The following is a 25,444-nucleotide window of genomic DNA, read 5'->3' as shown; positions in this document are numbered from 1 at the left end:
TAACAATTTAAACCTATCAATCTGTGTACCTGTTGATGAATATCAAAACGTTATTACTGAAGGGTAAAAACTGTTACTTCGGTATCAACATTGATTTCAATGAACTGAGTGACTAACACAAATAACCTCGGTTATTTACACAGTCAATCTATTATCATTCTGTTGGAATGGTAATAGCTTTAAAATTACATAGTAGTTTTGAAGTCAGTATTCGTTGAGTCACAAAATCTTAAATTGAAGAGTTTGATCATGGCTCAGATTGAACGCTGGCGGCAGGCCTAACACATGCAAGTCGAGCGGAAACGACACTAACAATCCTTCGGGTACTTCGGCGTCGAGCGGCGGACGGGTGAGTAATGCCTAGGAAATTGCCTTGATGTGGGGGATAACCATTGGAAACGATGGCTAATACCGCATAATGCTTACGGGCCAAAGAGGGGGACCTTCGGGCCTCTCGCGTCAAGATATGCCTAGGTGGGATTAGCTAGTTGGTGAGGTAATGGCTCACCAAGGCGACGATCCCTAGCTGGTCTGAGAGGATGATCAGCCACACTGGAACTGAGACACGGTCCAGACTCCTACGGGAGGCAGCAGTGGGGAATATTGCACAATGGGCGAAAGCCTGATGCAGCCATGCCGCGTGTATGAAGAAGGCCTTCGGGTTGTAAAGTACTTTCAGTTGTGAGGAAGGGGGTAGTGTTAATAGCGCTATCTCTTGACGTTAGCAACAGAAGAAGCACCGGCTAACTCCGTGCCAGCAGCCGCGGTAATACGGAGGGTGCGAGCGTTAATCGGAATTACTGGGCGTAAAGCGCATGCAGGTGGTTCATTAAGTCAGATGTGAAAGCCCGGGGCTCAACCTCGGAACTGCATTTGAAACTGGTGAACTAGAGTACTGTAGAGGGGGTAGAATTTCAGGTGTAGCGGTGAAATGCGTAGAGATCTGAAGGAATACCAGTGGCGAAGGCGGGCCCCTGGACAGATACTGACACTCAGATGCGAAAGCGTGGGGAGCAAACAGGATTAGATACCCTGGTAGTCCACGCCGTAAACGATGTCTACTTGGAGGTTGTGGCCTTGAGCCGTGGCTTTCGGAGCTAACGCGTTAAGTAGACCGCCTGGGGAGTACGGTCGCAAGATTAAAACTCAAATGAATTGACGGGGGCCCGCACAAGCGGTGGAGCATGTGGTTTAATTCGATGCAACGCGAAGAACCTTACCTACTCTTGACATCCAGAGAAGCCAGCGGAGACGCAGGTGTGCCTTCGGGAGCTCTGAGACAGGTGCTGCATGGCTGTCGTCAGCTCGTGTTGTGAAATGTTGGGTTAAGTCCCGCAACGAGCGCAACCCTTATCCTTGTTTGCCAGCGAGTAATGTCGGGAACTCCAGGGAGACTGCCGGTGATAAACCGGAGGAAGGTGGGGACGACGTCAAGTCATCATGGCCCTTACGAGTAGGGCTACACACGTGCTACAATGGCGCATACAGAGGGCAGCAAACTAGCGATAGTGAGCGAATCCCAAAAAGTGCGTCGTAGTCCGGATTGGAGTCTGCAACCCGACTCCATGAAGTCGGAATCGCTAGTAACCGCAGATCAGAATGCTACGGTGAATACGTACCTGGGCCTTGTACACACCGCCCGTCGCACCATGGGAGTAAGCTGCAAAAGAAGTGGGTAGTTTAACCTTTCGGGGAGGACGCTCACCACTTTGTGGTTCAAGACGGGAAGGGTGAAGTCGTAACAAGGTAGCCCTAGGGGAACCTGGGGCAGGATCACCTCCTTATACGAAGATATTCACGATAAGGTCCACACAGATTGATAGGATTAAAAAGTGAAGAGACAAAACACCCAACAACCCACAGCCCATGTCCCGTTCGTCTAGAGGCCTAGGGACACCGCCCTTTCACGGCGGAAACAGAGGTTCGACACCTCCTACGGGATACCATTCCCACTTTTATCACCACCCCCCCCCCACCCCAGATTCAAACTTACGTACCCAGGAGAGCCCCCCGGGGTCACCCCCCCCCATTATCTCTAATTTCTGAATTAACCCAAGCCACGTCTTATGCGCTGATTTTCACTTTACACCACACCCACCCCCCACCCAAAATAAAACTAGCACCAGGAGAGCCCTTTCAACGGGCACCCCCCCCCACCATCAAACCCACCCCCTGATTTTGACACAGAGTCTTTAGAAAATGTGATTTGACAGAGGTGTTCCTTGAAGTCTCATGCTCTTTAACAATTTGCAAAGCTGGACTGATTGATTACTTACGAGTAATTCAATCAAATTTAGAAAGTTCTCAATGTTTACCTTTACGGTAAACATAACAAACACATTCTAGTGTCTTATATTCGAATCAAACTTAATTTGATTCACATTGAGTCCGGCAAACAGTCATTGAGAATTAACCCTTCTTAATGACAACCAAAAAACCTTGGTTAGTTGGCATACGCTAGCTAGAAATCTCTTTCGGGTTGTATGGTTAAGTGACTAAGCGTACACGGTGGATGCCTTGGCAGTCAGAGGCGATGAAAGGCGTAATAACTTGCGATAAGCCCAGATTAGGTAGTAATAACCTTTTGAGTCTGGGATTCCTGAATGGGGAAACCCACTTACATAAGTAAGTATCCTGTTGTGAATACATAGCAGCAGGAGGCAAACCGGGGGAACTGAAACATCTAAGTACCCCGAGGAAGAGAAATCAACCGAGATTCCGAAAGTAGCGGCGAGCGAAATTGGATTAGCCCTTAAGCTTTTAATGATGCAGGTGAAGAGTCTGGAAAGTCTCGCAATAAAGGGTGATAGCCCCGTAACCGACACATCATAATCAGTGAAAACGAGTAGGGCGGGACACGTGATATCCTGTCTGAATATGGGGGGACCATCCTCCAAGGCTAAATACTACTGACTGACCGATAGTGAACCAGTACCGTGAGGGAAAGGCGAAAAGAACCCCTGTGAGGGGAGTGAAATAGAACCTGAAACCGTGTACGTACAAGCAGTAGGAGCACCTTCGTGGTGTGACTGCGTACCTTTTGTATAATGGGTCAGCGACTTAATTTTAGTAGCAAGGTTAACCGTTTAGGGGAGCCGTAGGGAAACCGAGTCTTAACTGGGCGTACAGTTGCTAGGATTAGACCCGAAACCAGGTGATCTAGCCATGGGCAGGTTGAAGGTTGAGTAACATCAACTGGAGGACCGAACCGACTAATGTTGAAAAATTAGCGGATGACTTGTGGCTAGGGGTGAAAGGCCAATCAAACCTGGAGATAGCTGGTTCTCCCCGAAAGCTATTTAGGTAGCGCCTCGGACGAATACTACTGGGGGTAGAGCACTGTTAAGGCTAGGGGGTCATCCCGACTTACCAACCCTTTGCAAACTCCGAATACCAGTAAGTACTATCCGGGAGACACACGGCGGGTGCTAACGTCCGTCGTGGAGAGGGAAACAACCCAGACCGCCAGCTAAGGTCCCAAAGTATAGCTAAGTGGGAAACGATGTGGGAAGGCTCAGACAGCCAGGATGTTGGCTTAGAAGCAGCCATCATTTAAAGAAAGCGTAATAGCTCACTGGTCGAGTCGGCCTGCGCGGAAGATGTAACGGGGCTAAGCTATACACCGAAGCTGCGGCTACGTACCTTAGGGTATGTGGGGTAGGGGAGCGTTCTGTAAGCCGTTGAAGGTGGTCTGTAAGGGCTGCTGGAGGTATCAGAAGTGCGAATGCTGACATGAGTAACGATAAAGGGAGTGAAAAACCCCCTCGCCGGAAGACCAAGGGTTCCTGTCCAACGTTAATCGGGGCAGGGTAAGTCGACTCCTAAGGCGAGGCCGAAAGGCGTAGTCGATGGGAAACGGGTTAATATTCCCGTACTTCTTACAATTGCGATGGGGGGACGGAGAAGGCTAGGTGGGCCTGGCGACGGTTGTCCAGGTTCAAGTACGTAGGCGGGTGGTTTAGGTAAATCCGGACCGCTACTAACGCTGAGATACGATGTCGAGCTACTACGGTAGTGAAGTCATTGATGCCATGCTTCCAGGAAAAGCCTCTAAGCTTCAGATTGTAAGGAATCGTACCCCAAACCGACACAGGTGGTCGGGTAGAGAATACCAAGGCGCTTGAGAGAACTCGGGTGAAGGAACTAGGCAAAATGGTACCGTAACTTCGGGAGAAGGTACGCTCTTATCAGTGAAGTCCCTTGCGGATGGAGCAGACGAGAGTCGCAGATACCAGGTGGCTGCAACTGTTTATTAAAAACACAGCACTGTGCAAAATCGTAAGATGACGTATACGGTGTGACGCCTGCCCGGTGCCGGAAGGTTAATTGATGGGGTTAGACTTCGGTCGAAGCTCTTGATCGAAGCCCCGGTAAACGGCGGCCGTAACTATAACGGTCCTAAGGTAGCGAAATTCCTTGTCGGGTAAGTTCCGACCTGCACGAATGGCGTAATGATGGCCACGCTGTCTCCACCCGAGACTCAGTGAAATTGAAATCGCTGTGAAGATGCAGTGTACCCGCGGCTAGACGGAAAGACCCCGTGAACCTTTACTACAGCTTGGCACTGAACATTGAACCTACATGTGTAGGATAGGTGGGAGACTTTGAAACCGCGTCGCTAGATGTGGTGGAGTCGTCCTTGAAATACCACCCTTGTAGTTTTGATGTTCTAACGTTGGTCCCTGAATCGGGATTACGGACAGTGCCTGGTGGGTAGTTTGACTGGGGCGGTCTCCTCACAAAGAGTAACGGAGGAGCACGAAGGTGGGCTAAACACGGTTGGACATCGTGTGGTTAGTGCAATGGCATAAGCCCGCTTGACTGCGAGAATGACAATTCGAGCAGGTGCGAAAGCAGGTCATAGTGATCCGGTGGTTCTGAATGGAAGGGCCATCGCTCAACGGATAAAAGGTACTCCGGGGATAACAGGCTGATACCGCCCAAGAGTTCATATCGACGGCGGTGTTTGGCACCTCGATGTCGGCTCATCACATCCTGGGGCTGAAGTCGGTCCCAAGGGTATGGCTGTTCGCCATTTAAAGTGGTACGCGAGCTGGGTTTAGAACGTCGTGAGACAGTTCGGTCCCTATCTGCCGTGGGCGTTGGAAAATTGAAAGGGGCTGCTCCTAGTACGAGAGGACCGGAGTGGACGAACCTCTGGTGTTCGGGTTGTCATGCCAATGGCATTGCCCGGTAGCTAAGTTCGGAATCGATAACCGCTGAAAGCATCTAAGCGGGAAGCGAGCCTTGAGATGAGTTTTCCCTGACGCTATAAGCGTCCTAAAGGGTTGTCGTAGACTACGACGTTGATAGGCAGGGTGTGTAAGTGCTGCGAGGCATTGAGCTAACCTGTACTAATTGCCCGTGAGGCTTAACCATACAACACCCAAGGGGTTTTGTGGACTCAAAGAAATACCAAACGCTTGAATGAGTTTGAAGAGACTTTTAAATCAGTTTTCCAGATTATTTTGCCTTCAGTTTTTAAAAAACTGAAAGTAAAAGCAAAATTTGCTTGGCGACCATAGCATTGTGGACCCACCTGATTCCATGCCGAACTCAGAAGTGAAACACAATAGCGCCGATGGTAGTGTGGGGCTTCCCCATGTGAGAGTAGGACATCGCCAGGCTTTAAATTATGAACGACTTGTCAGCGACGACAAGTAGTCCACTGCGGAGTGGTAGTTCAGTTGGTTAGAATACCGGCCTGTCACGCCGGGGGTCGCGGGTTCGAGTCCCGTCCACTCCGCCACTTATTAGAAAAGCCCTGCTAGCAATAGCAGGGCTTTTTTACATTTGAAGAAAAGTGTTTTGCTGTTAGGTTGTATGAGTGTTGTTAAGATACCGAGCCCCTGCACTTCACGCTATTCCTGCACATATTAGAAAGCCTAGTCTGACGACTAGGCTTTCGTCGTTTTTGATGTATGAACTTCGGACTTTTGGTACAGACCTCATTGCTACCTATTGAGGTGTCTCTATAGAAACCGACAGGCGCTGTTTGCTCTCAAATCTGACGAATGAAGGTGGCTCTTTCAACTTTTTCTGTTGCACCTTCTAAAGAGGGATTTAGCTATCTCGTAGATACAAAAACGCCTAGCGTTTGCTAGGCGTTGATAGATGGTTATTTTTAACATCGACTACAGTATTTGTTTAAGCACTCTATCGGCTTTCACGCGAGTGATCTTGCGAATCAACTTCTGAACTTCCGTCGGGTAGCTCTCTATCTTGTCTAACTGCTTATAAGTACAGATAAGCTGAGTGTGTTGAAGGATATTATCCACTTCAGCTTGGAATTTGTCTGTTAGGTGATGGTAGTTATCTTGGATAAAGATGCCGTTCTCTAGATCTAGCTTCCATGCTCGAGGGTTTAGGTTATTGCCTGTTAGTAGCATGTAGCGCTTATCGACCCAAATCCCCTTTAGGTGGAAGCTATTGGAATCGTGTTGCCAAAGTCGAATTGATAGATTACGGCTAGCTATATGAGCTTCATTCGCTTTAGCGAAACGACGTAAGTTCAATTCGTAAAGGTATGGTAAACCGCCAATCGTTTTAAACTCTTCTTCTGGCGAGATAAAGAAATCATTTGCTGTCTTATCGCCAACAACAATGCTGACCTTTACGCCTCGCTTAAGCGCTTTCTTCACTTCTTTAGCTAGGCTAGGTGGGAAGTTGAAGTAAGGTGTGCAGATAAAGATTTCATCTTTAGCTTGAGCGACGAGTTGATTAATTCCCTGATTCAGTCGGTTACGTCTCTTACCGATACCAACCAATGGTGTTACAGCAACTTGGTCTGCTGAAACCTCTTGACCATCGAATTGATACTGAGATCTTGCCAATGATGCACGAAACTGACGAATCGCTGGTTTCAGTTCTTTGGTCGCAGGCTTGTTCTTATCAGCCAAGTCATAAACAGCGCTGTCCGCAACCATCTGTTCGTGTACGTAGGTAAACATCGAGTCCGCAAGCGCTACGTTGTTTAAAACGTGGTAACGATCAAAGCGATAGCGGTCATGGTAATTCAGGTAGATATTGTTAAGGCTTGCACCGCTGTATATCACGCTGTCATCGACGATAAAGCCTTTTAAGTGCAATACGCCAAAGACTTCTTTACCGCGAACTGGAATGCCATAGACAGGCACAGCGTGCTGATATTTTTCTGCGAACTCTTTATACATGGCTGCATTGCCTTCAGAAGACTCTGCGCCGATCAATCCACGCTGCGCTCGGTGCCAGTCGACACAAACGCTCACGTCTAATTCTGGATTCTTTTGCTTTGCTTCATATAAGGCAGTTAGGATCTCACGGCCAGCCTCATCATCTTCAAGATACAAAGCGACTAAACTAATACGAGTCGTTGCGCGAGATATCTCATCAAGTAGACGAGTTCGAAACTCTTGCGCTGATAGTAGTACTTCAAACTTGTCAGGATTCTGCGCTATGGTTGGCAACTGTATGAATGGATTCCTACTGGCAATCATATTGACTGTTTTACCTTAAAAATATGCAAAATTGCGAACCTTTAATTTTACCAAAGGGATAGCATCAAATACTAGATAATCGAGGCATTCTCTAACAATTTTGCTGAAAATGCATAGGAATGAGATCTTTTCCGCTATTCGAATAGCGCTCATATAAAACTCTTAAGCCATTGGGTAGCTGTTCTGGAGCGATCTGTACGAACTGATGTCGTGAGTAAAAGCTGGTGAGATGCGCGTAGGCAAAGCAGTAGTCGTTATCTGTTAGCGTATGCTGAGCACAATAATCCATAAGCTGAGAGCCTAATTGCTTACCACGATGTTCTTTTGATATAGCCATTCCGGTGAGCAAGCGAGTATTTTCTATCGTCCGAAAACGCACGACACCACAAAGCTCGTTATCCATCAGTAACGAATAGATAAGCTCACTCTTATTGGCTTTCCCTGTCGGATAATGTTCCTTGTAGAAACGTTTTACGAGGGGAACCTTTACGGGGTCTAATTGGGTAATGATGACATTGTTCATTCAGTCACTGCGCCACTGGTTTATCTGCTGTAGAATGGTTGCAGTGTAAGTTAATTGAATATCGTCATGCAATTCCATCTCAATGCTAGTTTAAAAAACGTTCATACTTTTTCCATCGATCAGACTTGTGATGCGTTGGTTGAAGTCACGACTATCGAAGAACTGATTACGGTTTATCAAGACCCTAAGTGGTCAACTTTGCCAAAGTTAATATTGGGTAAGGGCAGTAATATGCTTTTTACTGAGCACTTTGCAGGCCTGATTATTGTGAACCAGTTAGCCGGGATTACGTTAACCGAGACAGATAGCCATCACCATCTACATGTTAATGGTGGTGAGGATTGGCCTAGTTTGGTTAAGTGGAGTGTCGATAAAGGGCTGGGTGGTCTAGAAAATCTAGCAATGATACCCGGTTGTTCAGGCTCTGCTCCGATTCAGAATATTGGTGCGTACGGCGTTGAACTGCAAGACATATGCGAGTACGTTGATATCCTATGTCTGGATACTTATACAGTTAAGCGATTAAGCAAGGAAGAGTGTCTCTTTGGTTACCGAGATTCTATTTTCAAACATGCTCTCTACGGTAAAGCGATTGTTGTTGCGATTGGTTTAACGTTGCCGAAAGAGTGGGAGCCATGCAATCACTATGGCCCGTTAAAAAGCCTAGCAGCCGATAGTCTCTCTCCTCGTACTGTATTTGATGAAGTGTGTGCTATTCGTTCGAGTAAGCTGCCAGACCCTAGAATACAAGGGAATGCGGGCAGCTTCTTCAAAAACCCTTTGATCACCAAAGATCATTTTGATCGCCTGTTAGCTCTATATCCAAACATTGTCGGCTATGAGAGTAATGACATGATCAAAGTCGCTGCTGGCTGGCTGATTGATCAATGCCAGTTCAAGGGCGTGACAGAAGGTGGCGCTCAGGTTCACCCTAACCAAGCATTGGTTATCATCAATTCTGATGAGGCTTCTGCTGTGGATATCCTTAAGCTTGCAGAGCGAGTACGTCAGGCCGTTTTGAATAAATTCGATATTCGATTGGAACATGAAGTACGTTTTATGGGACGAGACCGTGAGACAAACCTAGATAAGGCTTTGGAGTCATTGGTATGAGAGAACATAGTACCAAGCTTGCACTATTGAGATGTCTTGCTGACGGTGAGTTTCATTCAGGTGAAGAGCTAGGTGAAATGATTGGTGTATCACGAGCGGCTATCAGCAAGCACATTAAAGGTATTCAAGAGTGGGGTTTAGATATCTACCGAGTACAAGGCAAGGGTTACAAGCTAGCTAGCCGTTTAGATATGCTTGACCAAGAAAAATTGTCTGCAGTTAGTCGCGATGCTTCTCTTGAGCTGATTCCAATCATCGGTTCTACAAACCAACACCTATTAGAGCGTACTAACACCCTCGAATCGGGTTCTGTCTGTATTGCTGAATATCAAGCTGCGGGGCGTGGACGTCGCGGACGAGAGTGGGTATCGCCATTTGGTGCAAATCTCTACCTTTCAATGTATTGGAGACTCGACGCAGGGATGGCTGCTGCGATGGGCTTAAGCCTTGTGGTTGGAGTAGCCGTTGTAGAGGCTTTGGAAGAGATGGGCGTTGAAGGCATCAAGCTTAAGTGGCCGAATGACCTATACCACAATGACAAGAAGCTCGCGGGTATCTTGGTCGAGCTCTCTGGGCAATCGGGTGGCGCAGCTCATATTGTTATTGGTTTAGGGCTGAATCTATCTATGGATCCAACGACATCAGGTATTGGTCAACCGTGGACTTCTCTTAAAGAAGTGTGTGACGGAAAGGTGCCTGATCGTAACCAATTAGCGCAGGCTCTGATCAATGCTTGGGACAAGTCTCTTGTGGATTATGAACTGAAAGGAATGTCCAATTTTGTAGAGCGTTGGAATCGCTTAGATAATTTCTTAGGTCGCAATGTTAGGTTGATTATTGGACCTAGAGAAATTGAAGGTGTTGTTCAGGGCATCGATGAACAAGGTGCCGTGTTACTCAAAACAGAGAATGGCCTCGAGAGTTATATTGGTGGTGAAATATCGCTAAGAAAAGGCGATTAAGGCGTTACTATTTTCTGAGTAACACTTCTTCAACCATGTGATCGGCGCCTTTTCGCAAAATCAGGTGCGCTCTTTCTCTTGTCGGAAGGATATTTTGTTCAAGGTTCAAGCCATTGATTGAACTCCAGATACCTTCCGCTTTATCCAGTGCCGCTTGATTCGATAACTTAGTGTAATGACTAAAGTACGAGCCAGGTTTAGTAAACGCGCCATCGCGAAACTTCATAAAACGATTGATGTACCATTCTTTGATTTGCTGGCTGTCAGCATCAACATAGAGTGAGAAATCAAGGAAGTCTGAAATAAACACACGATGCGGTTCGTGTGGGTAGTTCATGCCACTCTGTAAGACATTAAGCCCTTCAATAATAAGTACATCGGGTAGGTCGACACACTTAACATCATCAGTAATGTTGTAAGTTAGGTGCGAGTATACCGGTGCGGTGACATTTCTTTTGCACGCTTTAACATCTGAGACAAAGTTCACAAGACGCTTGATGTCGTAAGACTCAGGGAAGCCTTTTTTACTCATCAACCCTTTCTCTTCCAACACTTCATTTGGGTATAAGAAACCGTCCGTTGTGACTAGCTCAACTTTTGGGTGGTTTTCCCAACGAGAGAGTAGGGCTTTAAGCAGTCGTGCAGTTGTACTTTTACCAACCGCAACACTACCTGCAATACCTATGATAAAAGGTGGCGCTTTCTCTTTCTTATCTAGGAACTCGTGAAGTACCGAGTTTCTGTTTTGTCTGGCTGCTACATAGAGATTCAACAGCCGAGAAAGTGGTAGATAGATCTCCACAGCCTCTTCCATTGTGAGTTTTTCATTGATGCCTTGAAGCTCTTTTAAGTCGCTTTCAGAAAGTGTCATCGGAACTAAATTCCTTAGCTCAGACCAGCGTTCGCGGTCAAATGACATAAATGGGCTCATACAAAACTCTATAGTGGATAACAAAACAAGTGCATGGAAAATACATCAAGCGATAGATAAATAAAATATCTTCCTGTGCTAGATGCGTGTTAAAGATGGAAACCTTGAGCTAAATTGGCGTATGTAGGAGTTTGGTAAGAGAATTTTGCACTTTTTTTCAATTTACTATTGCAAGGTGGAAAATCATTCAATAAAATGCGCCCCACTTGTGCCGACTTAGCTCAGTAGGTAGAGCAACTGACTTGTAATCAGTAGGTCACCAGTTCGATTCCGGTAGTCGGCACCACTTTCTCCCTTCCTCTAAGGCAAGCGAGAGAAAGCTCAAAATTTGGAGAGGTTCCCGAGTGGCCAAAGGGAGCAGACTGTAAATCTGTTGGCACTGCCTTCGATGGTTCGAATCCGTCCCTCTCCACCATATTCTAAAGGTTAAATAGCTCAAACAGAGTTACGTGTTGCGTGCATCGTATAATGGCTATTACCTCAGCCTTCCAAGCTGATGATGCGGGTTCGATTCCCGCTGCACGCTCCAACTCATTTTGTGTGCTGATATAGCTCAGTCGGTAGAGCGCACCCTTGGTAAGGGTGAGGTCCCCAGTTCGACTCTGGGTATTAGCACCAGTCTAAAGCTTCTTCTCCTTTAATAAAGAAAACCATTTTTTTTGGTTGCGTGGTCTTATTTTAAGCCACCTAATCCGTACCTAGAGGGACACCCCATGTCTAAAGAAAAATTTGAACGTACGAAACCGCACGTAAACGTTGGTACTATCGGCCACGTTGACCACGGTAAAACAACTCTAACTGCTGCTATCTGTACTACACTTGCAAAAGTGTACGGCGGTGTTGCTAAAGATTTCGCATCTATCGATAACGCTCCAGAAGAGCGCGAGCGCGGTATCACAATCGCAACTTCTCACGTTGAGTACGATACTCCAGCACGTCACTACGCACACGTAGACTGTCCAGGACACGCGGATTATGTTAAAAACATGATCACTGGTGCTGCACAAATGGACGGCGGTATCCTAGTTGTTGCTGCGACTGACGGCCCTATGCCTCAAACTCGTGAGCACATCCTACTTGGTCGTCAAGTTGGTATCCCTTACATCATCGTATTCATGAACAAATGTGACATGGTTGATGACGAAGAGCTACTTGAGCTAGTTGAGATGGAAGTTCGTGAACTTCTTTCTGAATACGACTTCCCAGGTGATGACCTACCAGTTATCCAAGGTTCTGCACTTGGCGCACTAAACGGCGAGAAGCAGTGGGAAGACAAGATCGTTGAGCTTGCAGAAGCACTAGATTCTTACATTCCTGAGCCAGAGCGTGCAGTTGACCAACCGTTCCTACTACCAATTGAAGATGTATTCTCAATCCAAGGTCGTGGTACTGTTGTAACTGGTCGTATCGAGCGCGGTATCCTACGTGTAGGTGACGAAGTAGAAATCGTTGGTATCAAAGAGACTACTCTTACTACTTGTACTGGTGTTGAAATGTTCCGTAAACTGCTTGACGAAGGTCGTGCAGGTGAGAACGTTGGTGCACTTCTACGTGGTACTAAGCGTGATGACGTTGAACGTGGTCAAGTACTTTCTGCGAAAGGTTCTATCAACCCACACACTAAGTTTGAGTCTGAAGTATACGTACTTTCTAAAGACGAAGGCGGCCGTCACACTCCTTTCTTCAAAGGTTACCGTCCACAGTTCTACTTCCGTACAACTGACGTAACAGGCGACATCACTCTACCAGAAGGCGTAGAAATGGTAATGCCAGGTGACAACGTTCAAATGACTGTTGAGCTAATCGCTCCAATCGCAATGGACGAAGGTCTACGTTTCGCAATCCGCGAAGGTGGCCGTACAGTTGGTGCTGGTGTTGTAGCTAAAATCTTTGCATAAGATTTGACGAACCACTAGTAAAAAGGGCATCATTTGATGCCCTTTTTCTGCGCTAAAAAAAGAGTTGGATGTTTTGACATCGATTTTTGCTCTTAGCAAAGAATTAAACGGTCTTTTTGACTAAAATGACTGTTAGATGTGTTGTTTTGCAACGCAAAGGAATGTGCCCTGCAACAGCGGGGTTATTGTCGTCTATATTTAAGACTTATCACAGGTTGGTTTTATGAAAGCAAACGCTGAAACTCCTGATAGCTCAGGTGCAGCAGATACAATGAAGTGGATTGTCGCTTTTGTTCTGTTGGCTGCTGCTGTTGTGGGTAATTACCTGTATGGTGAATTGTCTGTTGTAATTCGCGCTGCAGGTGTAGTTGTGCTGATTGCTGCCGCACTAGGCGTTGCAGCAACAACAACTAAAGGTAAAGCTGCGATCGATTTTGCAAAAGAATCTCGTATGGAGATTCGTAAAGTTGTTTGGCCTACTCGCCAAGAAACTATGCAAACTACATTGATCGTTTTAGCTGTATGTATTGTTATGTCTCTAGTGCTTTGGGGAATTGACGGCATTATGGTCCGTCTAGTTTCTCTAGCAACTGGGGTGTAGAGGGTTCTGATTCATGAGTGAAGCTCCAAAAAAACGTTGGTATGTAGTTCAAGCCTTTTCTGGCTTTGAAGGTCGTGTTGCACAGTCGCTACGCGAGCATATTAAAATGCACAACATGGAAGAACTATTTGGCGATGTGCTAGTACCTACTGAAGAAGTAGTGGAAATGCGTGCTGGCCAACGTCGTAAAAGTGAACGTAAATTCTTCCCTGGCTACGTATTAGTTCAAATGATCATGAATGATGAATCATGGCACTTAGTACGCAGCATTCCGCGTGTTATGGGCTTCATTGGTGGTACCTCTGATCGTCCTGCACCAATCACTGATAAAGAAGCTGATGCTATCTTGAACCGTCTAGAGAAAGCGAGCGAGTCTCCACGTCCTAAGACAATGTTCGAAGCGGGTGAAGTGGTTCGTGTGAACGATGGTCCATTTGCTGACTTCAACGGTACTGTTGAAGAAGTAGATTACGAGAAAAGCCGCATTAAGGTATCTGTATCGATCTTTGGTCGTGCAACACCAGTTGAGCTTGAATTTGGTCAGGTTGAAAAACTGGACTAAAACTCTGACATTTGAGCAAGCTGTGGATAAATGCTTCATAAGTTGTTCAAAATAAAAGAGTATAAAAAATCACCTTTTTAGGGTTGTTAAAGGCGCGAATTATGATTATAATTTCGCGCCTTTTTGCTTCTGAGGAAGTAAAAAAGAGTTAATTGAATTTATGGGGAGCTCGCCTTACGGCTAGCGCATGTACCCAAAATATTAGGAAATATCATGGCTAAGAAAGTTGAAGCTTATATCAAACTGCAAGTTGCAGCTGGTATGGCAAACCCAAGTCCACCGGTTGGTCCTGCTCTAGGTCAACACGGCGTGAACATCATGGAATTCTGTAAAGCGTTCAACGCAAAAACAGAATCTGTTGAGAAAGGTCTACCTACTCCAGTAGTTATTACTGTTTACAACGACCGTTCTTTCACGTTCGTAACTAAGACTCCACCTGCTGCTGTTCTTCTTAAGAAAGCTGCTGGCGTTAAGTCTGGTTCAGGTCGTCCAAACACTGAGAAAGTTGGTACTGTAACTGACGCTCAAGTACAGGAAATCGCAGAAACTAAAGCTGCTGATATGACTGGTGCTGACATCGAAGCAATGAAGCGTTCTATTGCTGGTACTGCTCGTTCAATGGGCCTAGTGGTAGAGGGATAAGATCATGGCTAAACTTACTAAGCGTATGCGCGTAATCCGCGACAAAGTTGACGCGACTAAAGAATACGAAATCAACGAAGCTGTTGCTCTTCTTAAAGAACTAGCGACTGCTAAATTCGTTGAGTCTGTAGATGTTGCTGTTAACCTAGGCATCGATGCTCGTAAATCTGACCAAAACGTTCGTGGCGCAACTGTGCTACCTCACGGTACTGGCCGTGACATCCGCGTTGCTGTGTTCACTCAAGGTGCAAACGCAGAAGCAGCTAAAGCAGCTGGCGCAGATATCGTTGGTATGGAAGATCTTGCTGAGCAAGTGAAAAAAGGCGAAATGAACTTCGACGTTGTTGTTGCTTCTCCAGATGCAATGCGTGTTGTTGGTCAACTAGGTACAATCCTAGGTCCACGTGGCCTTATGCCAAACCCTAAAGTTGGTACTGTAACTCCTAACGTTGCTGAAGCGGTTAAGAACGCTAAAGCTGGTCAGGTTCGTTACCGTAACGACAAGAACGGCATCATCCACACTACTATCGGTAAAGCATCTTTCGAAGCTAACCAGCTTCAAGAGAACCTAGAAGCTCTTCTAGTTGCTCTTAAGAAAGCTAAGCCTTCTTCAGCTAAGGGTACTTACCTGAAGAAAGTAAGCATCTCTACTACGATGGGTGCTGGTGTTGCTGTTGATCAAGCTAGTCTTGACACTCAAGCAAACTAATTTGCTTAGGCGCAGATTTAGTGTATACTTCTGCGCCTAATATTTGTGGTTGGGTGGTTTTAAAGCAATTTGAAATCATCTATCCCAAGACCGTAGGCGCTGTCGATTTTCATTAGATTATTGATAGCTTAATAAAACCTACGTAGGCGATGTTGTGGTTTGAAGTGAATTTATTCATTTTTAAATAACATCGTAAACGCTCATTACATTTTGTATTGAGTGCTGTAATCACAACCAGAGGTTAATCCAAATGGCTTTAAATCTTCAAGACAAAAAAGCAATTGTTGCTGAAGTCAACGAAGCTGCCAGTGGTGCACTTTCTGCAGTTGTAGCTGATTCTCGTGGCGTTGAAGTTGGCGCAATGACTTCTCTACGTAAACAAGCTCGCGAAGCGGGTGTTTACATGAAAGTTGTTCGTAACACACTAGCACGCCGTGCGGTTCAGGGTACAGACTACGAGTGTCTAGTAGACACTTTCACTGGTCCAACTCTGATCGCATTCTCTAATGAGCACCCAGGTGCTGCAGCGCGTCTTTTCAAAGACTTCGCTAAAGAGAATAAAGATTTCGAGATCAAAGCTGCTGCATTTGAAGGCGCAGTTACTGATGCTGAAGTACTAGCGACACTACCAACTTACGACGAAGCTATCGCACGCCTAATGATGTGCATGAAAGAAGCTTCTGCTGGCAAGCTGGTTCGTACTATCGCTGCTGTTCGCGACCAAAAAGAAGAAGCTGCGGCATAAGCCTTGCTTTTCACTGGTTGCTATTTAAACTTATTGTTGACTTAAAAGAGAATTGTTATGTCTATTACTAACGAGCAAATCCTAGACGCAGTTGCAGAAATGTCTGTAATGCAAGTTGTTGAGCTTATCGAAGCTATGGAAGAGAAATTCGGCGTTACTGCAGCTGCTGCTGTTGTAGCTGGCGGCGCAGCTGGCGGCGACGCTGCTGCTGAGCAAACTGAATTCGACGTTATCCTAACTGCTGCTGGCGCTAACAAAGTACAAGTTATCAAAGCTGTACGTGGCGCAACTGGCCTAGGTCTTAAAGAAGCTAAAGGTCTTGTAGACTCAGCTCCTGCAGCGCTTAAAGAAGGCGTTGACAAAGCTGAAGCTGAAGCTCTTAAAGCACAGCTAGAAGAAGCTGGCGCTTCTGTTGAAATCAAGTAATTATTACTTAATTTCATAGCCGCAAGGCTAATGGCTGGTGGTTTATTAACCACCGGCCTTTTTGCGCTGTAGGGCTATGACGAAATTTCCGCTGTTTAACCGTCATAATCCGAGCAAAAAAACAGTCATTTTTTCGAAATGATTGTTCACTACCACTAAACAGCTGTTTGTCACCACCCCCTCTGAAGAGTGTTTTGGGTGGTTTGGGTCACTTATCAGCGAGCTGAGGAACCCCATGGTTTACTCTTATACCGAGAAAAAGCGCATCCGTAAGGATTTTGGTACTCGTCCACAAGTTTTGGACATTCCATACCTGTTATCGATCCAGCTTGATTCTTTCGACAAATTCATCGAACAGGATCCAGAAGGTCAATACGGTCTTGAAGCTGCTTTCCGTTCTGTATTTCCAATTCAGAGCTACAACGGCAATTCTGAGCTGCAATACGTTAGCTACCGTCTTGGTGAGCCAGTTTTTGACGTTAAAGAATGTCAAATCCGCGGTGTTACTTACTCAAAGCCACTACGCGTAAAACTACGTCTAGTTATCTTTGATCGAGATGCACCAGCAGGTACTGTAAAAGACATTAAAGAACAAGAAGTCTACATGGGCGAAATTCCGCTTATGACAGACAATGGTACTTTCGTAATTAATGGTACCGAGAGGGTTATCGTATCCCAGCTGCACCGAAGCCCAGGCGTGTTCTTCGACAGTGATAAGGGTAAGACCCACTCATCAGGTAAAGTTCTTTATAACGCACGTGTAATTCCTTATCGTGGCTCATGGTTAGACTTTGAGTTCGATCCTAAGGATAACTTATTCGTACGTATCGACCGTCGTCGTAAGCTACCAGCATCGATTATTCTTCGTGCACTTGGTAAATCGACTGAAGAGATCCTTGATCTATTCTTCGACAAAGTGAACTTCGAAGTTAAAGACCAAACTCTTCTTATGGAGTTGGTTCCTGATCGTCTACGTGGTGAAACTGCGTCATTCGACATCGAAGCAAACGGCAAAACTTACGTTGAGACTGGTCGTCGTGTTACTGCTCGCCATATCCGTCAACTTGAGAAAGATGGCGTTGAGCACATCGAAGTACCAGTAGAGTACATCGTTGGTAAAGTTGCATCTAAAGATTACATCAATGAAGCAACTGGTGAGATCATCGTTGGCGCGAACCAAGAGATTAGCCTAGAAGCACTTGCTAACCTGTCTCAAGCAGGCCACAAGGCTCTACAAACTCTGTTCACGAATGACCTAGATCACGGTCCATTCATGTCAGACACTCTACGTGCAGATAGCACAGTAGATCGCATCTCTGCATTGGTAGAAATCTACCGCATGATGCGTCCTGGCGAGCCACCAACGAAAGAAGCTGCAGAGTCTCTATTCGAAAGCCTATTCTTCTCTGAAGAACGTTACGACCTATCAACTGTAGGTCGTATGAAGTTCAACAGCTCTATCGAGCGTGAAGAAGAAGAAGAGCGCGGTACTCTGGATGAATCAGACATCATCGAAGTGATGAAGAAACTGATTGGTATCCGTAACGGTATTGGTGAAGTGGACGATATCGACCACCTTGGCAACCGTCGTATCCGTTCTGTAGGTGAAATGGCAGAAAACCAATTCCGTGTTGGTCTAGTTCGTGTAGAACGTGCCGTTAAAGAACGCCTAAGCCTTGGTGACCTTGATGCAATCATGCCTCAAGATCTTATCAACGCTAAGCCGATCTCTGCTGCAGTTAAAGAATTCTTTGGCTCTTCACAGCTTTCACAGTTCATGGACCAAAACAACCCATTGTCAGAAGTTACGCACAAACGTCGTATCTCTGCTTTAGGTCCTGGTGGTCTTACTCGTGAGCGCGCAGGCTTCGAAGTACGTGACGTTCACGTAACTCACTACGGTCGTCTATGTCCGATCGAAACGCCTGAAGGTCCAAACATCGGTCTAATTAACTCGCTATCTGCGTTTGCACGTTGTAACGATTACGGTTTCCTAGAAACTCCGTACCGTCGTGTAGTTGATGGTGTAGTAACAGAAGAAGTTGATTACCTGTCTGCAATCCAGGAAGGTCAATTCGTAATCGCGCAAGCAAACACCATTCTTACTGAAGAAGGTACGTTTGCAGATGAGCTAATCACAGCTCGTCAAAAAGGTGAATCTGGTCTTCACCCACGCGATCACGTTGACTACATGGACGTTGCGACAAACCAAGTTGTATCTATCGCTGCTTCGCTTATCCCGTTCCTAGAACACGATGATGCGAACCGTGCATTGATGGGTGCCAACATGCAACGTCAAGCTGTACCAACACTTAAGGCTGATAAGCCTCTAGTAGGTACGGGTATCGAACGTAACATCGCAGTTGACTCTGGTGTTACAGCGGTTGCTAAACGTGGTGGTCAAGTTCAGTCTGTAGACGCTTCTCGTATCGTAGTTAAGGTTAACGAAGATGAATTGGTACCTGGCGAAGCTGGTATCGATATCTACAACCTAACTAAGTACACGCGTTCGAACCAAAACACATGTATTAACCAACGTCCAACTGTACTTCCAGGTGAACCAGTTGCACGCGGCGATGTTCTTGCTGATGGTCCTTCAACAGACCTTGGTGAACTTGCTCTTGGCCAAAACATGCGTATCGCATTCATGCCTTGGAACGGTTACAACTTCGAAGACTCGATCTTAGTATCTGAGCGCGTAGTTCAAGAAGACCGTTTCACGACAATCCACATCCAAGAACTATCTTGTGTGGCTCGTGATACTAAGCTGGGTTCTGAAGAGATCACAGCTGATATTCCAAACGTAGGTGAGTCTGCTCTGTCTAAACTAGACGAGTCAGGTATCGTTTACATTGGTGCTGAAGTTAAGGGTGGCGACATCCTAGTTGGTAAAGTAACCCCTAAAGGTGAAACTCAACTGACTCCTGAAGAGAAGCTACTACGTGCTATCTTCGGTGAGAAAGCATCTGATGTTAAAGATACTTCTCTACGTGTACCAAACTCTGTTTCGGGTACTATCATCGATGTACAAGTCTTCACTCGCGATGGCGTAGAGAAAGACAAGCGTGCACTTGAAATCGAACAGATGCAGCTTAAAGAAGCTAAGAAAGACCTAACTGAAGAGTTCCAAATTCTTGAGGGTGGCCTTCTTAACCGTGTTAAAGCTGTACTTCTGTCTGGTGGTTACTCTGAAGCTAAGCTTGATACTATCGGTCGTAAGCAATGGCTAGAGCAAGTTCTAGAAGACGATGCGCTACAAACACAGCTTGAGCAACTTGCTGAGCAGTGGGATGAGCTAAAAGCAGACTTCGATAAGAAGTTTGAAACTAAGCGTCGTAAAATCACTCAAGGTGATGATCTAGCGCCTGGCGTTCTTAAGATTGTTAAAGTTTACCTAGCGGTTAAACGTCGTATCCAGCCTGGTGATAAGATGGCCGGTCGTCACGGTAACAAAGGTGTAATCTCTAAGATTAACCCTGTTGAAGACATGCCATACGATGAGAAAGGTCAGCCTGTAGACATCGTACTTAACCCGCTGGGTGTACCATCGCGTATGAACATCGGTCAGATCCTAGAAGTTCACTTAGGTTTGGCTGCGAAAGGTATCGGTGACAAGATCAACCAAATGGTTAAGGAACAACAAGAACTGCATAAGTTCCGTGAGTTCCTACAGAAGGTTTACGATCTTGGTGATACTCGTCAGAAAGTTGATATTGCTGAACTGTCTGATGATCAAGTTCGTACACTGATCAAGAACCTACGTGGCGGTCTACCGATTGCTACTCCTGTGTTCGACGGTGCTTCTGAATCTCTAATCAAAGAACTACTTAAACTGGGTGATCTGCCAGAATCTGGTCAGCTTAAACTGTTTGATGGTCGTACTGGTGATTCGTTTGAGCGTCCTGTAACTGTTGGTTACATGTACATGCTGAAACTGAACCACTTGGTTGATGACAAGATGCACGCTCGTTCAACTGGTTCTTACAGCCTAGTAACTCAGCAACCACTTGGTGGTAAAGCTCAGTTCGGTGGTCAGCGTTTCGGTGAGATGGAAGTATGGGCACTAGAAGCATACGGTGCTGCATATACTCTACAAGAAATGCTAACAGTTAAGTCGGATGACGTTAACGGCCGTACTAAGATGTATAAGAACATCGTAGACGGTAACCATAGCATGGAACCTGGTATGCCTGAGTCGTTCAACGTACTGTTGAAAGAGATTCGCTCGCTAGGTATCAACATCGAGCTAGAAGACGAAGAGTAATCCCTCCTCTTTTTTAAAAGAAGATAGGATTATTTGGTAAAAGGGAGCTTGCTACAGCAGTGAGCTCCTTTAACTCCTTACAGGAGCTGAATGTGAAAGACTTATTAAACTTTCTAAAAGCACAGCATAAGACCGAAGAATTTGATGCAATCAAAATCGGTCTATCTTCACCAGACATGATCCGTTCATGGTCTTTTGGTGAAGTTAAAAAGCCGGAAACAATTAACTATCGTACGTTCAAACCTGAACGTGATGGTCTGTTCTGTGCACGTATTTTTGGTCCAGTTAAAGACTACGAATGTCTTTGTGGCAAATACAAGCGCCTGAAGCACCGTGGTGTTATCTGTGAGAAGTGTGGCGTTGAAGTTACACAAACTAAAGTTCGTCGTGACCGCATGGGCCACATCGAGCTAGCTTCACCAGTTGCTCACATCTGGTTCCTAAAATCACTACCGTCTCGTATCGGTCTACTAATGGATATCCCTCTACGTGATATCGAACGTGTTCTTTACTTCGAGATGTACGTAGTAACTGAACCAGGTATGACTGATCTAGAAAAATCTCAGATGCTTACTGAAGAAGAGTATCTGGATCGTCTAGAAGAGTGGGGTGACGAATTCACTGCTAAGATGGGTGCTGAAGCGATCAAAGATCTGCTTGCAACAATGGACCTTCATCAAGAAGTGGAAGAAATGCGCGAAGAGTTAGAAACAACTAACTCAGAAACTAAGCGTAAAAAAGTTACTAAGCGCCTGAAGCTAGTTGAAGCGTTCATTGCATCGGGTAACGATCCGCAATGGATGATTCTGACTGTACTTCCGGTTCTGCCGCCAGATCTACGTCCTCTAGTACCACTAGATGGCGGTCGTTTTGCGACTTCAGATCTGAACGACCTTTACCGTCGTGTGATCAACCGTAACAACCGTTTGAAGCGTCTTCTAGAGCTAGCTGCTCCGGACATCATCGTACGTAACGAAAAGCGTATGCTGCAAGAGTCTGTTGATGCACTTCTAGATAACGGTCGTCGTGGTCGTGCTATCACGGGTTCTAACAAGCGTCCTCTGAAATCTCTTGCTGATATGATCAAGGGTAAACAAGGTCGTTTCCGTCAGAACCTTCTAGGTAAACGTGTAGACTACTCTGGCCGTTCTGTAATCACAGTAGGTCCATACCTTCGTCTACATCAGTGTGGTCTTCCTAAGAAGATGGCACTTGAGCTATTTAAGCCGTTCATCTACAGCAAGCTAGAAACTCGTGGCATGGCTACGACAATCAAAGCTGCTAAGAAGATGGTAGAGCGCGAAGAAGCTATCGTTTGGGATATCCTAGACGAAGTAATCCGCGAACACCCAGTACTGCTTAACCGTGCACCTACACTTCACCGTCTAGGTATCCAAGCGTTTGAACCAGTACTAATCGAAGGTAAAGCGATTCAGCTTCACCCACTAGTGTGTGCGGCATACAACGCCGACTTCGATGGTGACCAAATGGCGGTACACGTGCCTCTAACTCTAGAAGCACAGCTTGAAGCACGTACACTGATGATGTCGACGAATAACATTCTGTCGCCAGCGTCAGGTGATCCGATCATCGTACCTTCTCAGGACGTTGTATTGGGTCTTTACTACATGACACGTGACAAGATCAACGTGAAAGGCGAAGGTATGTACCTTGCTGGCCCTGCTGAGGCTGAAAAGGCATACCGTACTAAGACTGCTGAGTTACACGCTCGCGTTAAAGTACGTATCACCGAGACTGTAGTAGACGAAGATGGTAACAGCACTACTGAAACGAAGATGGTTGATACAACTGTCGGCCGTGCAATGCTATGGCAAATCGTTCCAGCTGGCCTACCGTACAGCATCGTTAACCAAAAGTTAGGTAAGAAGCAGATCTCTACTCTTCTTAACGAGTGTTACCGTAAGCTTGGTCTAAAAGATACAGTAGTATTTGCTGACCAAATCATGTACGCAGGTTTTGCATACGCTGCACTTTCTGGTGTTTCTGTAGGTATCGACGATATGGTTGTACCTCAAGCGAAATACGATGAAATTGAATCTGCTGAAGAAGAAGTTCGCGAAATCCAAGAGCAATTCCAATCTGGTCTTGTTACTGCGGGTGAGCGTTACAACAAAGTTATCGATATCTGGGCATCTACGAATGACCGCGTTGCGAAAGCAATGATGGATAACCTATCTTCTGAAACAGTTATCAACCGTGACGGCGAAGAAGAACAGCAAGAATCGTTCAACAGCATCTACATGATGGCCGACTCGGGCGCACGTGGTTCTGCAGCTCAGATTCGTCAGCTAGCAGGTATGCGTGGTCTGATGGCGCGTCCAGATGGTTCAATCATCGAAACGCCGATCACAGCGAACTTTAAAGAAGGCCTAAACGTCCTTCAGTACTTTATCTCAACGCACGGTGCTCGTAAGGGTCTTGCGGATACAGCACTGAAAACAGCAAACTCGGGTTACCTAACTCGTCGTCTAGTAGACGTTGCTCAAGACGTTGTAGTACACGAACATGACTGTGGCACGCATGAAGGTATCGACATGATGCCTCACATCGAAGGTGGTGACGTTAAAGTTGCACTTTCTGAGCTTGCTCTAGGTCGTGTAGTAGCTGAAGACGTTCTTAAGCCTGGTACTGAAGATGTACTGATTCCACGTAATACTCTGATTGATGAGAAGTGGTGTCAAATCATGGAAGACAACTCAGTAGATAGCATGAAAGTGCGCTCTGTTGTTACCTGTGATGCAGACTTCGGTTGTTGTGCACAGTGTTACGGTCGTGACCTAGCACGTGGTCACCTAGTGAACCAAGGTGAAGCAGTTGGTGTTATCGCTGCACAATCTATCGGTGAACCGGGTACACAGCTAACGATGCGTACGTTCCACATCGGTGGTGCGGCATCTACTGCAGCAGCAGAGAACAGCATCCAAGCTAAGACAACTGGTACTGTGAAACTTCACAATGCTAAGTTCGTAGTTAACAAAGATAAGAAACTGGTTATCACTTCTCGTGCATCTGAGATGACGATTATTGATGAATTCGGCCGTACTAAAGAGAAGCACAAACTTCCTTACGGTTCGATGCTAACCAAAGGCGACAACGCAGCAGTTACTGCTGGTGAAGTTGTAGCTAACTGGGAAGCGCATACCATGCCAATCATCACTGAAGTGGCAGGTCGTATCCAATTCGTAGATATGATCGATGGTATTACAGTTTCTCGTCAAACTGACGATCTAACGGGTCTTTCTTCAAGTGAAGTTACAGACGCAGCAGCTCGCCCAGCAGCAGGTAAAGATATGCGTCCAGCTATCAAACTTGTTGATGAGCAAGGTAACGACGTAATGATCCCTGGTACTGATATGCCAGCTCACTACTTCCTACCTGGCAAAGCGATTGTAAACATTGAAGATGGCGCTGAAGTTGGCATTGGTGACACACTATCTCGTATCCCTCAAAAATCGAGCGGAAACAAAGATATCACCGGTGGTCTACCTCGCGTAGCTGACCTATTCGAAGCTCGTAAGCCTAAAGAGCCTGCGATCCTTGCTGAGCACACAGGTACTGTGTCTTTCGGTAAAGAAACGAAAGGTAAGCGTCGTCTAGTAATCACTCGTGAAGGCGGTGACGCTTACGAAGAGATGATTCCTAAGCATCGTCAATTGAACGTGTTCGAAGGTGAGAAGATTGAACGTGGTGATGTAATCGCCGACGGTCCTGAAACTCCACACGATATCCTGCGTCTACGTGGTATCCACGCAGTAACTCAGTACATCGCGAACGAAGTTCAAGAAGTTTACCGCTTACAAGGCGTAAAGATTAACGATAAGCACATCGAGACTATCGTTCGTCAAATGCTACGTAAGTGTACAATCACTCATTCTGGTGACTCTCCGTTCCTACCTGGCGAACAAGTTGAGTACCACAATGTTAAGATTGCTAACCGTAAGCTAGAAGCTGAAGGTAAAGAACTAGTACGTTTCGAACGTGATCTACTAGGTATTACTAAAGCATCTCTTGCAACTGAGTCATTCATCTCAGCTGCATCGTTCCAAGAAACGACTCGCGTACTAACAGAAGCTGCGGTTTCTGGTAAGCGTGATGACCTTCGCGGTCTGAAAGAGAACGTAATTGTTGGTCGTCTGATCCCAGCTGGTACTGGTTTCGCATACCACCAAGAGCGTCAAAAGCAACGTGAAGAAGAGCAAGAAGGTCCTTCAGCTGAACAAGCTACTGACAACCTAGCAGCACTTCTAAACGCTGGTTTCTCTTCAGAAGAGTAAGCTCTACGAGTAGTATCTAAGAGATAAGAAAAAGGCACCTTTGGGTGCCTTTTTTGTATCTGGCGTATTGGTGTTTAACGAGGGCCTATAGATTAGAATCTGATAGGTTTGCTTGATTGCTTGATTGCTTGATTGCTTGATTGCTTGGCTGGTGGACTTAGTCACGAGTACTTTTTCGAAGGTAGTTTTGAGTGTTTGCAGGAAGAGCGTGAGGGTGAAACTGGTGACAAGTGTTAAGTCTGGTTATCGCAAAACATCAGAGTAGGGACGAACCAATAACCTCTGGTAGAAGAGTTGG

At 45.9% G+C, this 25,444-nt stretch carries 14 protein-coding genes, 6 tRNA genes and 3 rRNA genes; 20 read left to right on the top strand and 3 right to left on the bottom strand.

From position 1 onward, the window contains the following. Window positions 1–231: 231 nt before the first annotated feature. The 5 genes from BCU34_RS13165 (at window position 232) to BCU34_RS13145 (ending at window position 5,749) form a co-directional block, all read left to right on the top strand. Window positions 232–1,784: ribosomal RNA gene (locus tag BCU34_RS13165) — 16S ribosomal RNA — on the top strand. A gap of 84 nt (window positions 1,785–1,868) precedes the next feature. Next, window positions 1,869–1,946: transfer RNA gene (locus tag BCU34_RS13160), tRNA-Glu, on the top strand. Between the two features lie 539 nt (window positions 1,947–2,485). Continuing rightward, window positions 2,486–5,379, top strand: a 23S ribosomal RNA gene (locus BCU34_RS13155). Window positions 5,380–5,511: 132 nt separating this feature from the next. Continuing rightward, a 5S ribosomal RNA gene (gene rrf, locus BCU34_RS13150) occupies window positions 5,512–5,627 on the top strand. Together the 16S, 23S and 5S rRNA genes with 2 tRNA genes alongside form the textbook arrangement of a ribosomal RNA operon. A gap of 45 nt (window positions 5,628–5,672) precedes the next feature. Continuing rightward, window positions 5,673–5,749, top strand: a tRNA-Asp gene (locus BCU34_RS13145). Window positions 5,750–6,134: 385 nt separating this feature from the next. Here the strand turns inward: BCU34_RS13145 and pssA are convergent. Together pssA and BCU34_RS13135 are read right to left on the bottom strand one after the other, a co-directional pair. After that, entirely contained in the window at window positions 6,135–7,475 is a 1,341-nt protein-coding gene (pssA, locus tag BCU34_RS13140) for a CDP-diacylglycerol--serine O-phosphatidyltransferase (protein ID WP_102479604.1), read from the bottom strand. Between the two features lie 91 nt (window positions 7,476–7,566). Then, window positions 7,567–7,998, bottom strand: coding sequence for a GNAT family N-acetyltransferase (locus BCU34_RS13135; RefSeq protein ID WP_102479603.1), 432 nt, complete (start codon window positions 7,996–7,998; stop codon window positions 7,567–7,569). Between the two features lie 66 nt (window positions 7,999–8,064). On the opposite strand from BCU34_RS13135, the gene murB reads away from it, so the two are divergent. Together murB and birA are read left to right on the top strand one after the other, a co-directional pair. Next, complete coding sequence (gene murB / locus BCU34_RS13130) at window positions 8,065–9,111, top strand: UDP-N-acetylmuramate dehydrogenase (RefSeq protein WP_102479602.1); 1,047 nt, start codon at window positions 8,065–8,067, stop codon at window positions 9,109–9,111. Then, entirely contained in the window at window positions 9,108–10,073 is a 966-nt protein-coding gene (gene birA / locus BCU34_RS13125) for a bifunctional biotin--[acetyl-CoA-carboxylase] ligase/biotin operon repressor BirA (RefSeq protein ID WP_102479601.1), read from the top strand. The genes murB and birA overlap by 4 nt, the downstream gene beginning before the upstream one ends. 7 nt (window positions 10,074–10,080) lie before the next feature. Here the strand turns inward: birA and coaA are convergent, their stop codons facing one another. Then, the gene (gene coaA, locus BCU34_RS13120; RefSeq protein WP_048657856.1) at window positions 10,081–11,004 is read right to left on the bottom strand and encodes a type I pantothenate kinase; all 924 of its coding nucleotides are present in this window, start codon (window positions 11,002–11,004) and stop codon (window positions 10,081–10,083) included. A 210-nt stretch (window positions 11,005–11,214) separates the two neighbouring features. On the opposite strand from coaA, the gene BCU34_RS13115 reads away from it, so the two are divergent. From BCU34_RS13115 to rpoC, 13 genes are all read left to right on the top strand, one after another. Further along, a tRNA-Thr gene (locus BCU34_RS13115) sits at window positions 11,215–11,290 on the top strand. Window positions 11,291–11,334: 44 nt separating this feature from the next. Next, window positions 11,335–11,419: transfer RNA gene (locus tag BCU34_RS13110), tRNA-Tyr, on the top strand. A 39-nt stretch (window positions 11,420–11,458) separates the two neighbouring features. Further along, window positions 11,459–11,533: transfer RNA gene (locus tag BCU34_RS13105), tRNA-Gly, on the top strand. A 13-nt stretch (window positions 11,534–11,546) separates the two neighbouring features. Continuing rightward, window positions 11,547–11,622: transfer RNA gene (locus tag BCU34_RS13100), tRNA-Thr, on the top strand. Window positions 11,623–11,717: 95 nt separating this feature from the next. Then, entirely contained in the window at window positions 11,718–12,902 is a 1,185-nt protein-coding gene (tuf, locus tag BCU34_RS13095) for an elongation factor Tu (RefSeq protein ID WP_010435158.1), read from the top strand. Between the two features lie 223 nt (window positions 12,903–13,125). Continuing rightward, window positions 13,126–13,503, top strand: a complete 378-nt coding sequence (secE, locus tag BCU34_RS13090; protein WP_010435558.1) for a preprotein translocase subunit SecE — start codon at window positions 13,126–13,128, stop codon at window positions 13,501–13,503. 13 nt (window positions 13,504–13,516) lie between these two features. Next, complete coding sequence (gene nusG, locus BCU34_RS13085) at window positions 13,517–14,065, top strand: transcription termination/antitermination protein NusG (RefSeq protein ID WP_010435556.1); 549 nt, start codon at window positions 13,517–13,519, stop codon at window positions 14,063–14,065. Window positions 14,066–14,278: 213 nt separating this feature from the next. Continuing rightward, window positions 14,279–14,707: a 50S ribosomal protein L11 gene (rplK, locus tag BCU34_RS13080; protein WP_010435555.1), complete on the top strand. Its 429-nt coding sequence runs from the start codon at window positions 14,279–14,281 to the stop codon at window positions 14,705–14,707. A gap of 4 nt (window positions 14,708–14,711) precedes the next feature. Further along, window positions 14,712–15,416, top strand: coding sequence for a 50S ribosomal protein L1 (gene rplA / locus BCU34_RS13075; RefSeq protein ID WP_048659214.1), 705 nt, complete (start codon window positions 14,712–14,714; stop codon window positions 15,414–15,416). Between the two features lie 250 nt (window positions 15,417–15,666). Further along, window positions 15,667–16,161: a 50S ribosomal protein L10 gene (rplJ, locus tag BCU34_RS13070; protein WP_010435550.1), complete on the top strand. Its 495-nt coding sequence runs from the start codon at window positions 15,667–15,669 to the stop codon at window positions 16,159–16,161. Between the two features lie 57 nt (window positions 16,162–16,218). Next, window positions 16,219–16,587 carry a 50S ribosomal protein L7/L12 gene (rplL, locus tag BCU34_RS13065; protein WP_017631516.1) on the top strand — a complete coding sequence of 123 codons (369 nt, stop codon included), beginning with the start codon at window positions 16,219–16,221 and terminating at the stop codon, window positions 16,585–16,587. Between the two features lie 235 nt (window positions 16,588–16,822). Beyond that, complete coding sequence (rpoB, locus tag BCU34_RS13060) at window positions 16,823–20,851, top strand: DNA-directed RNA polymerase subunit beta (RefSeq protein ID WP_017060526.1); 4,029 nt, start codon at window positions 16,823–16,825, stop codon at window positions 20,849–20,851. 92 nt (window positions 20,852–20,943) lie between these two features. Then, entirely contained in the window at window positions 20,944–25,146 is a 4,203-nt protein-coding gene (rpoC, locus tag BCU34_RS13055; protein WP_017060527.1) for a DNA-directed RNA polymerase subunit beta', read from the top strand. Window positions 25,147–25,444 lie beyond the last annotated feature (298 nt).

This window comes from Vibrio sp. 10N.286.45.E10 (genome assembly GCF_002874195.2).
Taxonomy (GTDB): Bacteria; Pseudomonadota; Gammaproteobacteria; order Enterobacterales; family Vibrionaceae; genus Vibrio; species Vibrio crassostreae.
This window is presented reverse-complemented; position numbering and strand designations above follow the sequence as displayed.

What these genes read in the sequence shown, in the direction of transcription:
- rpoB (WP_017060526.1), top strand. Translation starts at nt 16,823, where the DNA reads ATGGTTTACTCTTATACCGAGAAAAAGCGCATCCGTAAGGATTTTGGT.
- pssA (WP_102479604.1), bottom strand. Translation starts at nt 7,475, where the DNA reads ATGATTGCCAGTAGGAATCCATTCATACAGTTGCCAACCATAGCGCAG.
- murB (WP_102479602.1), top strand. Translation starts at nt 8,065, where the DNA reads ATGCAATTCCATCTCAATGCTAGTTTAAAAAACGTTCATACTTTTTCC.
- birA (WP_102479601.1), top strand. Translation starts at nt 9,108, where the DNA reads ATGAGAGAACATAGTACCAAGCTTGCACTATTGAGATGTCTTGCTGAC.
- BCU34_RS13135 (WP_102479603.1), bottom strand. Translation starts at nt 7,998, where the DNA reads ATGAACAATGTCATCATTACCCAATTAGACCCCGTAAAGGTTCCCCTC.
- rplL (WP_017631516.1), top strand. Translation starts at nt 16,219, where the DNA reads ATGTCTATTACTAACGAGCAAATCCTAGACGCAGTTGCAGAAATGTCT.
- rplJ (WP_010435550.1), top strand. Translation starts at nt 15,667, where the DNA reads ATGGCTTTAAATCTTCAAGACAAAAAAGCAATTGTTGCTGAAGTCAAC.
- rplA (WP_048659214.1), top strand. Translation starts at nt 14,712, where the DNA reads ATGGCTAAACTTACTAAGCGTATGCGCGTAATCCGCGACAAAGTTGAC.
- rplK (WP_010435555.1), top strand. Translation starts at nt 14,279, where the DNA reads ATGGCTAAGAAAGTTGAAGCTTATATCAAACTGCAAGTTGCAGCTGGT.
- secE (WP_010435558.1), top strand. Translation starts at nt 13,126, where the DNA reads ATGAAAGCAAACGCTGAAACTCCTGATAGCTCAGGTGCAGCAGATACA.
- nusG (WP_010435556.1), top strand. Translation starts at nt 13,517, where the DNA reads ATGAGTGAAGCTCCAAAAAAACGTTGGTATGTAGTTCAAGCCTTTTCT.
- coaA (WP_048657856.1), bottom strand. Translation starts at nt 11,004, where the DNA reads ATGAGCCCATTTATGTCATTTGACCGCGAACGCTGGTCTGAGCTAAGG.
- tuf (WP_010435158.1), top strand. Translation starts at nt 11,718, where the DNA reads ATGTCTAAAGAAAAATTTGAACGTACGAAACCGCACGTAAACGTTGGT.